Annotated in this window: 13 protein-coding genes; 5 read left to right on the top strand and 8 right to left on the bottom strand. The window is 45.2% G+C overall.

All coding sequences use genetic code 11. From position 1 onward, the window contains the following. Positions 1-5 precede the first annotated feature (5 nt). Positions 6-1,433, bottom strand: a complete 1,428-nt coding sequence (gene ccoN / locus BFC17_RS09195) for a cytochrome-c oxidase, cbb3-type subunit I (protein WP_070176136.1) — start codon at positions 1,431-1,433, stop codon at positions 6-8. A gap of 228 nt (positions 1,434-1,661) precedes the next feature. Here ccoN and BFC17_RS09190 point away from each other — a divergent pair, with 228 nt between their 5' ends. Then, positions 1,662-2,129: a hypothetical protein gene (locus BFC17_RS09190; RefSeq protein WP_070176135.1), complete on the top strand. Its 468-nt coding sequence runs from the start codon at positions 1,662-1,664 to the stop codon at positions 2,127-2,129. Here the strand turns inward: BFC17_RS09190 and bfr (BFC17_RS09185) are convergent, their stop codons facing one another. The 4 genes from bfr (BFC17_RS09185) to BFC17_RS09170 all read right to left on the bottom strand — a co-directional run bounded on the left by bfr (BFC17_RS09185) (position 2,130) and on the right by BFC17_RS09170 (position 5,370). Next, positions 2,130-2,597: a bacterioferritin gene (gene bfr / locus BFC17_RS09185; protein WP_070176134.1), complete on the bottom strand. Its 468-nt coding sequence runs from the start codon at positions 2,595-2,597 to the stop codon at positions 2,130-2,132. It abuts the gene before it with no gap. Then, positions 2,597-3,073, bottom strand: a complete 477-nt coding sequence (gene bfr / locus BFC17_RS09180; RefSeq protein WP_070176133.1) for a bacterioferritin — start codon at positions 3,071-3,073, stop codon at positions 2,597-2,599. The genes bfr (BFC17_RS09185) and bfr (BFC17_RS09180) overlap by 1 nt, the downstream gene beginning before the upstream one ends. Positions 3,074-3,212: 139 nt before the next feature. Further along, a complete protein-coding gene (locus BFC17_RS09175) occupies positions 3,213-4,775 on the bottom strand; it encodes a cation:proton antiporter family protein (protein ID WP_070176132.1) in 1,563 nt (520 codons plus the stop codon). 127 nt (positions 4,776-4,902) lie between these two features. Beyond that, positions 4,903-5,370 carry a hypothetical protein gene (locus BFC17_RS09170; protein ID WP_070176131.1) on the bottom strand — a complete coding sequence of 156 codons (468 nt, stop codon included), beginning with the start codon at positions 5,368-5,370 and terminating at the stop codon, positions 4,903-4,905. 248 nt (positions 5,371-5,618) lie between these two features. Here BFC17_RS09170 and BFC17_RS09165 point away from each other — a divergent pair, with 248 nt between their 5' ends. The 3 genes from BFC17_RS09165 to BFC17_RS09155 all read left to right on the top strand — a co-directional run bounded on the left by BFC17_RS09165 (position 5,619) and on the right by BFC17_RS09155 (position 8,673). Then, positions 5,619-6,488, top strand: coding sequence for a cation diffusion facilitator family transporter (locus tag BFC17_RS09165; protein WP_070176130.1), 870 nt, complete (start codon positions 5,619-5,621; stop codon positions 6,486-6,488). Between the two features lie 21 nt (positions 6,489-6,509). After that, positions 6,510-8,141: an FMN-binding glutamate synthase family protein gene (locus BFC17_RS09160; protein ID WP_070176129.1), complete on the top strand. Its 1,632-nt coding sequence runs from the start codon at positions 6,510-6,512 to the stop codon at positions 8,139-8,141. 106 nt (positions 8,142-8,247) lie between these two features. After that, positions 8,248-8,673, top strand: a complete 426-nt coding sequence (locus tag BFC17_RS09155) for a universal stress protein (RefSeq protein ID WP_070176128.1) — start codon at positions 8,248-8,250, stop codon at positions 8,671-8,673. Positions 8,674-8,724: 51 nt separating this feature from the next. Here BFC17_RS09155 and BFC17_RS09150 read toward each other — a convergent pair whose 3' ends face one another. Then, on the bottom strand, positions 8,725-9,816 hold the full coding sequence (locus BFC17_RS09150; protein WP_070176127.1) for a mechanosensitive ion channel family protein: 1,092 nt from the start codon (positions 9,814-9,816) through the stop codon (positions 8,725-8,727). 149 nt (positions 9,817-9,965) lie between these two features. Here BFC17_RS09150 and BFC17_RS09145 point away from each other — a divergent pair, with 149 nt between their 5' ends. Further along, entirely contained in the window at positions 9,966-10,355 is a 390-nt protein-coding gene (locus tag BFC17_RS09145) for a diacylglycerol kinase (RefSeq protein WP_070176126.1), read from the top strand. On the opposite strand, the gene BFC17_RS09140 is transcribed toward BFC17_RS09145, so the two are convergent. After that, complete coding sequence (locus tag BFC17_RS09140) at positions 10,326-11,528, bottom strand: MFS transporter (protein WP_070176125.1); 1,203 nt, start codon at positions 11,526-11,528, stop codon at positions 10,326-10,328. The genes BFC17_RS09145 and BFC17_RS09140 overlap by 30 nt on opposite strands. Before the next feature lie 172 nt (positions 11,529-11,700). Continuing rightward, positions 11,701-12,150 carry a cyanase gene (gene cynS / locus BFC17_RS09135; protein WP_070176124.1) on the bottom strand — a complete coding sequence of 150 codons (450 nt, stop codon included), beginning with the start codon at positions 12,148-12,150 and terminating at the stop codon, positions 11,701-11,703. Positions 12,151-12,317 lie beyond the last annotated feature (167 nt).

Below are 12,317 nucleotides of genomic sequence, written 5' to 3'. Positions count from 1 at the left end.
ACTCCTTAAGCTGCGGCTGGTTCTGGAACCAGGCTACCTTTAGGTGCACTTACAGTTCTGTAAGTGTTGTAAGCCATGATTAACATACCGGCAACAACGAAGCAGCCACCCACAAAACGTACCACGTAGAAAGGTTTAGATGCTTCCAGTGACTCAACAAAGCTGTAAGTCAGGGTACCGTCAGCATTAACTGCACGCCACATCAGACCTTGCAGTACACCAGACATCCACATTGCTACGATATACAGAACCACACCGATAGTTGCGAACCAGAAGTGAACGTTAACCAGTTTGGTTGAGTACATGGCTTTCTGGCCGAACAGGTGAGGGATCAGGTGGTAGATAGAACCAATTGATACCATGGCAACCCAGCCCAGTGCACCAGAGTGTACGTGACCAACAGTCCAGTCAGTGTAGTGAGATAAGGCATTTACAGTTTTGATTGCCATCATTGGGCCTTCGAAGGTAGACATACCGTAGAAAGACAGAGAAACAATCAGGAAACGCAGTACAGGGTCAGTACGCAGTTTGTGCCAGGCGCCAGACAGGGTCATGATACCGTTGATCATACCACCCCATGACGGAACAAACAGGATAACCGACATTACCATACCTAATGACTGAGTCCAGTCAGGCAGGGCAGTGTAGTGTAAGTGGTGAGGACCAGCCCAGATGTACAGCGAAATCAGTGCCCAGAAGTGAACTACTGATAAACGATACGAGTAAACCGGACGACCAGCCTGCTTAGGAACAAAGTAATACATCATCCCCAGGAAGCCAGCTGTCAGGAAGAAACCTACCGCATTATGGCCATACCACCATTGCATCATGGCATCTACAGCACCAGCATACAGGGAATATGATTTCATGAATGAAACAGGAAGCGCCATACTATTACCAATATGCAACACCGCAACCGTTAACATAAAGGCACCCAGGAACCAGTTCGCTACATAAATGTGCGACACCTTGCGAATAGCAAGGGTTCCAAAGAAGTTAATAATGTAAGCAACCCAAACCAGGGCAATCAGAATATCGATTGGCCACTCTAATTCTGCGTACTCTTTACTGGTTGTATAACCAAAAGGCAGGGTCAGAACTGCCGCAACGATAACTGCCTGCCAACCCCAAAAGGTGAACTGAGCAAGTTTATCGCTGAACAATCGAACCTGACAGGTACGCTGAACGATGTAGTAAGACGTTGCAAACAATGCACAACCACCGAATGCAAAAATTACGGCATTAGTGTGCAAAGGACGTAGGCGAGAATAGGTTAACCATGGAATGTCGAAGTTCAGGGCCGGGGCAAATAATTGCGCTGCAATAAATACCCCAAGGCTCATTCCCACGATACCCCAAATGATGGTCATTATGGTAAATTGCCGTACAACTTTGTAGTTGTAATCTGGCTGTGCTTGGCTTATTTCACTCATTGTAATGAATCTTCCACTTCTTTTAAAAAAGGGTTTCCAACCGTGCTACAAACATTTTTCAGGTGAGGTTGCGGACATCCCCTGAAGCCCGTAGTTTATGGTTTATTGTCTACAGGCCAGTTGGTAGGCCGGATAATAAAGTTTTTAATAATAAAAAGATACCATAAACTAGGAGCGCTTGATCCTAGTCAATAAAGAAAATTTGACGTTTACAAAATAGTGATATTAATGATCAAAAAATTAACAAATGCAGTGTCGTGGCAGAAGCCGCAGGTAGTTGTTTTAGCGGTTATTTTACTGGTTGCAGTGGTGCTGCTTAATTTAAATATTCTTACTAAGAATAATAACTATAACTATGATAATAAATCGTCATGTTTGTTAACTGGTAATTCTTGTGAAGTTAATCTACCAGCAGGAATATTAACCGTGGTTATGGCGCGTTTGCCGACAATTGAAGAACAAATTCCGCTCACCTTCAGGCTCCCCCAGGGCGAAATGATTGACGCCGCGTACATTGAAGGGGTGAACATGTTTATGGGGAAAATTCCGGTGCCGCTCAAGCACAACGAAAACGGTGAATGGACGGGGTGGTTTATGCTGGGTGCCTGTTCGGAACCCACGATGCAGTGGCGTATGGTGATAACACTAAAAAACCGGCCGGAGCCGGTTTTAGTTTATTTCACCACCCAAATGTAATTACATTTGAGACTGTAAATAATTCGGTAAGCCTAAGATTTTAATCAGTTTAAGCTGTTGTTCAAGCCAGTGCGCATGGTCCACTTCGGTGTCGTCGAGCAGTTCAACTAAAAAGTCACGCGTAACGTAATCCTGGGCTTCTTCGCACACGGCAATCACTTCTTTGAGCTTAGCGCCAACTTCGTACTCAACACGCAGGTCACTCTCGAGCATTTCCGGTACATCTTTACCTACTTTGAAACCGGTACGCTGAGTCATGTCCGGGGCAAATTCCAGCATTAACATCCGGTCGACTAACTTGGTGGCGTGACCTTTTTCGTCGTCGAACTCGTGGTTAATGCGCTCGTAAAGCTTATTGAAACCCCAGTCGAGATACATTTGTGCATGAATAAAATACTGATCCATGGCTGCCAGCTCATAGGAAAGCAGTTCGTTGAGGCCCTCAAGGACTTTTTGATTACCCTGCATTAGTCGTCTCCCATTATTTGTGCTTGCAGATAGTTCTCGATACCCATGTTTTCAATCTGGTATTCCTGGGTTTCGAGCCAGTCTAAGTGTTCTTCTTCATATTCGAGTAACGATTCAAGAATATCGCGACTCACATAATCCTGCTTTTCCTCACACAGCGCGATTGCCTTACGGAGCAGGGGAAGTTGCTCTTCCTGAAACTTCTTATCGCACTGAAGCATTTCTTCGGTGTGCTCACCGATATACAGCTTACCCAGCGCCTGCAGGTTAGGCAGACCTTCCAGAAACAAAATGCGCTCGATGAGTTCATCGGCTTGTTTCATGTCTTTAATTGACTTTTTGTAGTCTTTCTCGTTGAGTTCTTCCAGGCCCCAGTTTTTAAACATACGGGCATGAAGGAAGTATTGATTGATCGAGGTCAACTCACTGGTTAACACTTCGTTTAATATGGCAATGACCGATTTATCGCCTTGCATAAAATGATTCCTGTACGTTTAATTAGTGAAGTTTAGGTTGTATTGTACGGCATTTCAAGTTTTGCTTTAAAAAACAGTCACATACAAATGATAACAATTATCGGTCTGTCCTTTATTAGTATTTGGATCGCCAGCTGAGTTAATCTACCAGCGACAAACTTTCTTCTGCAAAACCTAAACCGGCTTCAGTAAAGAAGTTAAAGACCTTATCAACACCATTTTCGGCCAGTGCTGATACTTCGTCTTCATAACGGGCAATCGCTGCAATCTTGCCCTGGTATCCGGCATTCTTTAGCTGTTTGGTAATGTTGATGGCATCTTCAATAGAGGGAAGAGCGAGCAAAACTAACTGCACATGCCTGATATCCAGATTTTCCCACAGATCGACGTCTTCACCGTCGCCGTTAATGACGTTTAAACCGTCTTTTTGTAGGCGCTGAATTTTACCCCGGTCGGCATCCATTCCCCACACGTTGGCATCTGCAACCTTATTCAGCGATGTAAAGGCGCCAATGCCAACACGGCCAAGACCAACCACCAGAATTTTCGCGCGGGTAATTTCGGGATAGATGTCCTCACTTAATCTGACCGGACTCTCCAGTCGTTTTACCGGCTCTTTGATCCGTTGATACAGGCTGTGCGAATAGCGATAAATAATACTGGTTAAAACAAAAGAAATGCTGGTAGCCACAGCCAGCATCACCAGCCAGGTTTCGCCAAGCAAACCAAGGCTAACCGCCAGCGCGCCCACAATTAAACCAAACTCACTGTAGTTAGACAGCACCAGTCCACCCAGATAGGCCGTTCTTCCGCGTAAATTAAGGCGCGTAAACAGCCAGAAGAACAGCAAAAATTTAACCGGAATTAACAGCACCAGCAAACCTGCGATGATAAGCATATTCATGTCTGGCAGGGCGGTAAGACCAATTGACAGGAAAAAGCCGATGAGGAATAGATCTTTAAAAGCCAGTAGCGCCTTAGCCATCTCTGAGGCTTTGGGGTGGGGAGCAAATAATAAACCAAAGATTAACGCGCCCAGATCACCTTTAATGTTGACCAGTTCAAACAGGTGGTAGCCGCCCAGCGCAAAAATAAACCCGGTAAGGGGGAGTAATTCGCCGTGTCCTGACTGATTCAGTACTCGCTTGAGTAACGGCATTGCCGGAATGAGTAGTAACAGTAACGGAGCCCAGAGACTCGGGATTTTGCCAGTGGCGATCACCAGAAAAATCACCGCAAAGATATCCTGCATAACCAGCACACCAATAGCCAGTTTGCCATGACGGGTTTTGGATTCTCCTGCCTCCTCAAGTACCTTAACTACACATACTGTACTGCTAAAAGACAGCGCAAAAGCAATCAGAGCAGCGGATTGCCAGTCCAGATGACCGGTCATGGTTGTGGCTATGGTGCCCACGAACAGTAATATAGCGGAAGTGATAACCACCCACAGCACAGTATGGCCTATACTGCCGGCCCAGACTTCACGTTTTGAGAGATCTTTAAGATTAAGCTTGAGGCCAATGGTAAACAGCATAATGGTTATGCCGAGGTTGGCGAAGGTATCGATAGCTGGCGTGGCAACAAAACCAAAGGCGTTAAGGAGAAAGCCTGCTACGAGGTAACCCACTAACGGCGGGATACCGATAAGCTTTACGCCAAGACCACAAATAAATGCGAAAAGTAAAAATATATATTCCATTAAAAGCTATCGAATAATCGGTTTAATACCAAAATATCATGATAGCTTTGGTACTGGCAAAACTACTTAGCCACAATCAGGCTCAAAATGGCGGTATTAATACCATTATCTTACTTATAAATGACGGTTAATGAGCGCCAGCCAGTCTTTCTTTGTGTTCGATAGAGTTGAGTTCTTGCAGCAATTCGTGTTCCCGAACCTTGATGGTGCCTAACTCAAACGTAATTTCCCGCTTGCGTTCAGCAGGATCGTTAGGCAATGGCTTGCGAAGAACTTCAGCTTTGCTCAAATGGGTAACATTTGAAACCTGGGTTCGAGCGCGATAGTGTTCGCTGTAGTTGCCTAATTCAACCGATGACTTTTCGAATGACAGCGTGGCAGAAGGCTGTACGCTGGTGTGTGCTTGTTCCATGGGCTGTTCTTTATAGAGGTTGATTTCCTCTGCGCGATCCATGGCCCGCAGTTTACGGGCAAAGATTTCTAATCCCACCCGGTTTACCGTGACACCTAAATCCTGACATTGCTTAAAGGTAATGTCATTATTTTTGTAATTGTTCTGACGAACAAGTCGTTTTACGGTTTCTAATTTTTCCATTTTTGCGCACTTATTATTTTATCTGACTGATTTAATGTCAGAATTTATTGTTATGGATTATTATGAGTATAAAAATCGTAAATCTATTGATTTCTTATCGGATATTACAGGTTGATAATTGAGCACGCAATGCTACAAAAGTCAAACTTTTGACTAAAAAATAATCAGTATTTGTGTTTTTTGCGTTTAACTGTTTGATTTTTTCATTAAAATAACTTGACCTGTAAAGATGTTTAAAGGTGCAGAAAATGGACGATAGAGCGTCAAAAAGCCGTGGCGTCACCCGTGTGCTACTCATAGAAGGCTCGGTAAATTTGTTAATGAGCCTGGTAAAGCTGGTGATTGGCTTAATTACTCAGTCTTCCGTAATACTGGCTGATGCGCTTCATTCCCTCACGGATTTAGCCAATAACTTTATCGCTATTGTTGCTATTCGAATTAGCCATAAACCACCGGATCACACACACCCTTATGGCCATCAAAAGTTTGAATACGTCGCTATTTTCATACTAGCCGTTCTGCTTAGCGTAGTTGCCTTTGAACTGGTGACCTATGCCATCGACAATCACGGTCAGGTGGTGGAGCAGAGTTACACTGGATTGGTTATTCTTATTCTGGCCATCGTGGTTAACTTTGCACTGAGTCGCTGGGAACACAGCCAGGCGCAAAAGCTGCAATCTAAGTTACTTGCCGCCGATGCTCAGCATACCTTTAGTGATGTGCTTACCTCAGTAGCCGTTTTGATAGGCTGGCAACTGTCTGCACTGGGTTATTACTGGCTGGATACCGTTTTTTGTTTACTGGTTGCCGGATTTGTTGGCAAGCTCGCGTGGGAGCTGTTTCAGCAAGCATTGCCAGTCCTGACGGATGCTGATGTAACCGCAGAACAGTTCTCCTCAGCAGAACTAAAAGTTATTTTGGCGGAATTCCCCGATATAAAAAATGTCACCGATATTCGCAGTCGGGCTATGGGTGAGCAGATTATCTGTGATTTAACTTTGCTTATTAATCCTCAGCTATCGCTAACTGCGGCACATGAACTGTCTCATGCGTTCGAAGACCGCCTCAAACAAGAATTTGATCTGTATGATGTCATCATTCACATAGAGCCAGCGTAAAGCGGCCAACAGGGAGTTGCTATGCGACACGTTATTTTTAGTTACCTCATTGGGATATTTGTCTTAACTCTGGGTCTTGCCTTATGGCTTTCGGGTTTATGGTGGCTACCCCTTATCAGCGGTGGTTTGTTATGTGTAGGCATTTACGACTCGATGCAGCACCGTCACTCGTTACTGGTTAACTTTCCCTTAATTGGCCGAATGCGCTGGATAATCGAAGATTTCCGGCCGTTCTTTCAACAATATCTGCTGGAAACCGAAACCAGTGGCCGGCCTATCAGTCGCATGTTTCGTTCAATCGTTTACCAACGGGCGAAGGGCAGTGTGGACAGTGTTCCTTTTGGTACCCAGGTTGATACCTACAAATCCGGCTATGAGTGGATTGGCCATTCGTTATCCGCCCTCAGTGTGGATGAGGTAGACCACAATCCGCGAATCACCATCGGCGGGCCTGATTGTAAGCAGCCTTATTCGGCGAGTATTTTAAATGTGTCAGCCATGAGCTTTGGTGCATTAAGTAAAAATGCAGTCATGGCGCTTAATAAAGGGGCTGCGCTGGGGGGATTTTATCAAAATACCGGAGAGGGCGGCTTAACGCCTTATCACCTGGAAAACGGTGGGGATATTGTTTGGCAAATTGGCACCGGCTACTTTGGCTGTCGTACCAAAGACGGTAACTTTAATGAGCTGGCTTTTCAGGAAAAAGCCGCATTACCTGCGGTTAAGATGATTGAGATTAAATTGTCTCAGGGGGCTAAACCCGGGCATGGTGGCATATTACCGGCACATAAAAATACCCCCGAGATTGCCGAAATTCGCGGTGTTACTGCTGGTGAGGACGTTATTTCGCCGCCTACCCATAAAGCGTTCAGTACACCTGTTGAAATGTGCCATTTCATCCAGAAACTGCGTGAGCTGTCCGATGGTAAACCCATAGGTTTTAAGCTGGCGCTGGGGCGAAAAAGTGAGTTTCTGGCCATTTGTAAAGCCATGATAGAAACGGGTATCACACCGGATTTTATCACCGTAGACGGCGGCGAGGGCGGCACTGGTGCAGCTCCACTGGAGTATTCTAATTCTATCGGCTTTCCGTTACGAGAAGCGCTGGCGTTTATCGACGATGCATTAGTGGGTTTTGGTGTGCGGGACAGGATCAAGTTAATCGCATCCGGAAAAATTATTACGGCATTTCAAGTTGTGAAAAATCTGTCTTTGGGTGCAGACTTGTGTAACAGTGCACGAGGCATGATGTTTGCGATTGGCTGTGTACAGTCGTTGTCCTGTAATACCAATACTTGTCCAACGGGCGTGGCTACTCAGGATCCTAAACTCTATAAAGGGCTGGATGTTAACCATAAAAGTACCCGGGTGGCGACATTTCATAAAAAAACTATACTGGCTACCGTGGATATTCTGTCGTCAACGGGTCATGGCAGTACCGAACAATTAAATCGTACGCATATCTTTCGACGGGTGGATCAACAAACGATCATGCGTTACGACGAACTGTTTCCGTTAATCGAGCCTGGTAGCTTTATTAACGAAGAAACGGCACCAAAACGTTACCAGTTGCACCTTAAAGAAGCCTGTGCGTCAACCTTTAAGCCCGCAAATACCCTGGCTGAGATAAATCACGAAACTCAGTCGGTGTAATGGCAGTTAAGCTTTACCTCAATAGTAATTTATTGATAAACGTCAAATAGTTTTATAGAAACTGGATTACACTATAGTAAACAAACAGCCATTAAGGAGGCTGATAATGAGTGGATATAATAGCGTTTTAGTCGCAATTGACGTGTTTGCTAACGAGCACGCAAAGGTAGTGGAAAAGGCCCTGGAACTTGCCGGAGCGGCAAGCAAACTCAATCTGATTTATGTGGCTTATCCACAAACCAACTTTGAGCCCTACGGCTTGTTTTTAGAGCGCGACTTCTCTGAAGAAGTACGTGATCAGGCGATGAAAAAACTGCAGGGTATTGCCGACGGCCATAACGTGCCTCGTACGCATTTACATGTTGCTATTGGTTCAGCAGCAGAGGAAATTCATGAGATGGCGAAAAAATTGAATGCCGATCTCATTGTGATGGGCACCCATGGCCAAAGTGGTGTGCAGCTTCTGCTTGGCTCTACCGCTAACTCTGTATTGCATGGTATTGAGTGCGATTTACTTGCTGTAAAAGTATAAAGCGAGGGCGCTTAGCTATTACTGGCTGAGCGCCTTAGTTATTTTTGGCGCTTAAGGTTTGTGATGTGCGGCCAATATTTCTTCAGCGCCTTCCTGTTGTAAGTTTAATGCGGTAATCGGGAATGGGATAACAATGCCTTCCTGATTAAAGCGCTTATGTAACGCTTTGATAAACGTTGATTTGACAAAGAAGCGGTTAAAATATTCCTTTGTTCTCAGCATAACGGTAAAGTTAATGCTGGAATTATCAAAGGTATGATACACCACAAAGGGTTCGTAACTTTCTACTCCCCATTCGTGTTCCAACAACACCTGGTTAGCTACTTCAAGTGTAATTTGCTCAACAAAATCCAGGTCAGAATTATAATGCACACCCACCTCAACCGGCACCGATAACTCTTTTTCGGGATAGTAATAATTAATAATTTTAGACTGCGATACTTTTCCGTTAGGCACAATCACAATGTTATTGGGGAGCATTTTTATCCAGGTTGAACGCCAGCCAATCTTATCTACAAAGCCTTGCTCGCCGCTTTCCAGCTCAATAAAATCGCCAATCCTGAAGGGTTTATCAATTAATATTTGCACGCCGGAAAAGAAATTTTCCAGCGTAGGTTGTAGTGCCAGTGCTACAGCCAGAGAAGTAATACCCAGTGATGCTATTAGTGGCGTAACGGAAATGCCCAGCGAGCCTAATACCAGCAGTACGCAAAGACCAATTAACACCGCTCTGATAGCGCCGCTGGCAATGCTACGGGTGTTATTCAATAACGGCGAGCGTGATGCGTAAACCTTGATGGCATAGGTGAGCCAACGCTCGATAAATAAGATGAGGGTGATAATTACCAGCGCCTGAACCACATGACCAAGTATCTCGGTATCTTCTTTAGGCAATACACCGGTAATGGTAACGCCATAACGGGCCAACCACAGTAAAATAGTGATGATCGTAAGATTGAGTGGAGCATTCAGGGCAAGGATAAGCACCTGGTAAAAATGATTATGTTCAGCATCCTGCTGCAACATTTGTGCGCGTAAACGCACCAGAAACAGGCGCTTAGCAATGTACAACACCACTACTACTGCCAGGCAACCGATTGCGAGGAGACTTTGTTTAGATGTTAAAACATCAATAATTTCCATAGGTTAAGATTCCCTTAATCTAAACATGCCAGATTACAAAAAATGAACCAAAATGTTATCTTGCTATCTATTTGTAATCTATTTGCAATCTATACACCACACATTCAGATTGTGCGGTAAATTAGCGAAGCGCAGTAAGAAGGGAAGTTATGTTTGTCACTAAAGTAACCGGATACAAGCGGTTATATTATGCAACCATGTATTCACTTAAAGGGTTAAAAGCCGCTTTTTTGAGTGAACCGGCAATTCGCCAGGAAATGGCATTACTGGTAGTGGGTACCGGGCTTAGTTTGTGGCTGGATGTTAGCGGGCTCGAGCGGCTCATAATGATTGGCTCGATTTTGCTGATCATTATTGTTGAGCTGCTCAACAGTGCCATAGAAGCGGTTGTCGATCGCATTGGCCCGGAAATTCATGAACTCAGCGGTAAAGCCAAAGACATTGGCTCTGCCGCCGTCTTTATGGCAATTGTGCTTATGTTGGTGTGTTGGGGTACGATTACGTACCCGCTAGTTCTTCAGGCTTTTGAGCTGACGTAATTCTTTAAACCAGATGGCACCACCCAGCGTAATGGCCAGTGCGCAGCCACCACCTAACAGCGTGGCTGCTACCGGGCCGATAGCGGCGGCGACGGCACCAGCACGAAAATCGCCAAGCTGATTGGAAGAGGCGATAAAAATGGAGTTAGCGGCACTGACCCGGCCTCTTAATTCGTCAGGTGTATTAAGTTGCACCGCTGCGCCGCGAATGACCACACTGATCATGTCTGACGCGCCGTAAACAAATAAAGCCGTCGCAGCCAGCCACATGGTTTCTGACAGCGCGAAAACAATCACTGACAGCGAAAAAACGCTAAGCGAAATAAACAGCGTTGAGCCGGTTTGTTGGAACTCTGTTTTGAATTTAGACAGGTAGATGCCCATCAATACTGCACCGGCCGCGGGCATCGCCCGTAACAGGCCTAAGCCTTCTGGCCCCACTTTAAGAATATCCGCCGCATAAACTGGCAATAGTGCTACCACGCTGCCCAATAAAACAATAAACAGATCCAGACTAAGACTGCCTAAAACAATGTTATTTTGTTTTACGAACCGCAGCCCCCCCATTAAGTCCCGCTTGCCTGTGCCCGTATTGGCTGCACCAATGGCTGGGATTTGATAAAAACACAACAAAGTTATAGCTGCTCCACTCACCAGGAGCCAATAGATATTACGGTCCAGCAGGGCAATTAAAATACCGGCGACAAAGGGGCCAACGGTCAGGGCGATATTCCATACCGTACTGGTAATAGCAACGGCCTGATTAAGATGATGGGGTGGAACCAGATTGGGTAGCGTTGCCTGCAGAGCAGGTGACATAAAAGCTTTGCTGCAGCCATGAATACTAATCAGTGAAAGCAATAACCATTTATTAAAATCAGCGGTCATCATTAATAACGCGAAACCGCTTAACACCAGCAGTTGCATTGTTGCGCCAGCCAGCAGGATTTTGCTGCGGGAAATATGATCCACCACCCAACCGGTAATGGGAAACAGTAGATATACAGGTACTATCTGAAATAATCCCACCAGGGCTAAATCGAAAGGATCGCCGGTGCGTTCGTACAGGTGCCAGGCAAAAGCCACAGCCATAATGGATTCTATGGCACTAAAAATACCCCGTCCAAATAAAAACCAGGTAAAACGAGGCGTAAAAACAGAAGTTTGGGTCATTTATGAGTCAATTCAGAGAGTAATAACGCGCTGCGCGCAAACGGATAGTTGGCAATATACCAGATTATGTTATTACTTGTGATGGTGTTGGGGTCGTCGCCACGGGATTTAAGGTAAAAAGCGCAGCCTGATAATTCAGGCTGCGGAGTTGGCAGGGAACAGCCAATAAAACTCAGTACATTTTGTAAGGTAAGAACTTGCCAGACATGACAACGTGCACGCGATCGCCTTTAGGATCTTCTTCGCGCTGTAAATCCATGGAGAAATCGATGGCGCTCATGATGCCATCACCAAATTCTTCGTGGATCAGTTCTTTTAATGTGGTGCCATAAACATTAACCAGTTCGTACCAGCGGTAAATAAGCGGATCGGTTGGGACTTCTGTAGGTAACGACCCTTTGTAAGGGGCGATTTGCAGCCATGCTACGGCTTCATCAGTCAGACCAAGTAATGCACCTACGCCCTCGGCCTGTTCTTTGGTCATTGCCATCTGCCCCAGACAGGCAGCCGTGCTCCATTCTTTGGATTGCCCGACTACTTCGGCTATTTCTGACCATTTAATCCCTTTTGTGATTTTGGCTGACTGAATTAAAGCAGTAACCTGAGAACGATCTGTAATCATGATAGTTATCCTGTGTCGCGTTAGTTTATTTTGGGCACAAAAAAACGCTCAGCCGCATTCAACAGGTTGAAGCAGCGTGAGCGTCTTTGCTCAAGCACGTAAGTTGCGCTTTTAATCAAATTTCATCGATTATTAAAGCACATTCGATGCCAGTAAAAATAGTGAAG

Origin of the sequence: Marisediminitalea lipolytica, from assembly GCF_001758465.1 — a bacterium.
Taxonomy (GTDB): domain Bacteria; phylum Pseudomonadota; class Gammaproteobacteria; order Enterobacterales; family Alteromonadaceae; genus Alteromonas; species Alteromonas lipolytica.
This window is presented reverse-complemented; position numbering and strand designations above follow the sequence as displayed.

Excerpts from the sequence above, each read along its gene's own strand:
- ccoN (WP_070176136.1), bottom strand. The coding sequence starts at position 1,433 with ATGAGTGAAATAAGCCAAGCACAGCCAGATTACAACTACAAAGTTGTA.
- BFC17_RS09190 (WP_070176135.1), top strand. The coding sequence starts at position 1,662 with ATGATCAAAAAATTAACAAATGCAGTGTCGTGGCAGAAGCCGCAGGTA.
- bfr (WP_070176134.1), bottom strand. The coding sequence starts at position 2,597 with ATGCAGGGTAATCAAAAAGTCCTTGAGGGCCTCAACGAACTGCTTTCC.
- bfr (WP_070176133.1), bottom strand. The coding sequence starts at position 3,073 with ATGCAAGGCGATAAATCGGTCATTGCCATATTAAACGAAGTGTTAACC.
- BFC17_RS09175 (WP_070176132.1), bottom strand. The coding sequence starts at position 4,775 with ATGGAATATATATTTTTACTTTTCGCATTTATTTGTGGTCTTGGCGTA.
- BFC17_RS09170 (WP_070176131.1), bottom strand. The coding sequence starts at position 5,370 with ATGGAAAAATTAGAAACCGTAAAACGACTTGTTCGTCAGAACAATTAC.
- BFC17_RS09165 (WP_070176130.1), top strand. The coding sequence starts at position 5,619 with ATGGACGATAGAGCGTCAAAAAGCCGTGGCGTCACCCGTGTGCTACTC.
- BFC17_RS09160 (WP_070176129.1), top strand. The coding sequence starts at position 6,510 with ATGCGACACGTTATTTTTAGTTACCTCATTGGGATATTTGTCTTAACT.
- BFC17_RS09155 (WP_070176128.1), top strand. The coding sequence starts at position 8,248 with ATGAGTGGATATAATAGCGTTTTAGTCGCAATTGACGTGTTTGCTAAC.
- BFC17_RS09150 (WP_070176127.1), bottom strand. The coding sequence starts at position 9,816 with ATGGAAATTATTGATGTTTTAACATCTAAACAAAGTCTCCTCGCAATC.
- BFC17_RS09145 (WP_070176126.1), top strand. The coding sequence starts at position 9,966 with ATGTTTGTCACTAAAGTAACCGGATACAAGCGGTTATATTATGCAACC.
- BFC17_RS09140 (WP_070176125.1), bottom strand. The coding sequence starts at position 11,528 with ATGACCCAAACTTCTGTTTTTACGCCTCGTTTTACCTGGTTTTTATTT.
- cynS (WP_070176124.1), bottom strand. The coding sequence starts at position 12,150 with ATGATTACAGATCGTTCTCAGGTTACTGCTTTAATTCAGTCAGCCAAA.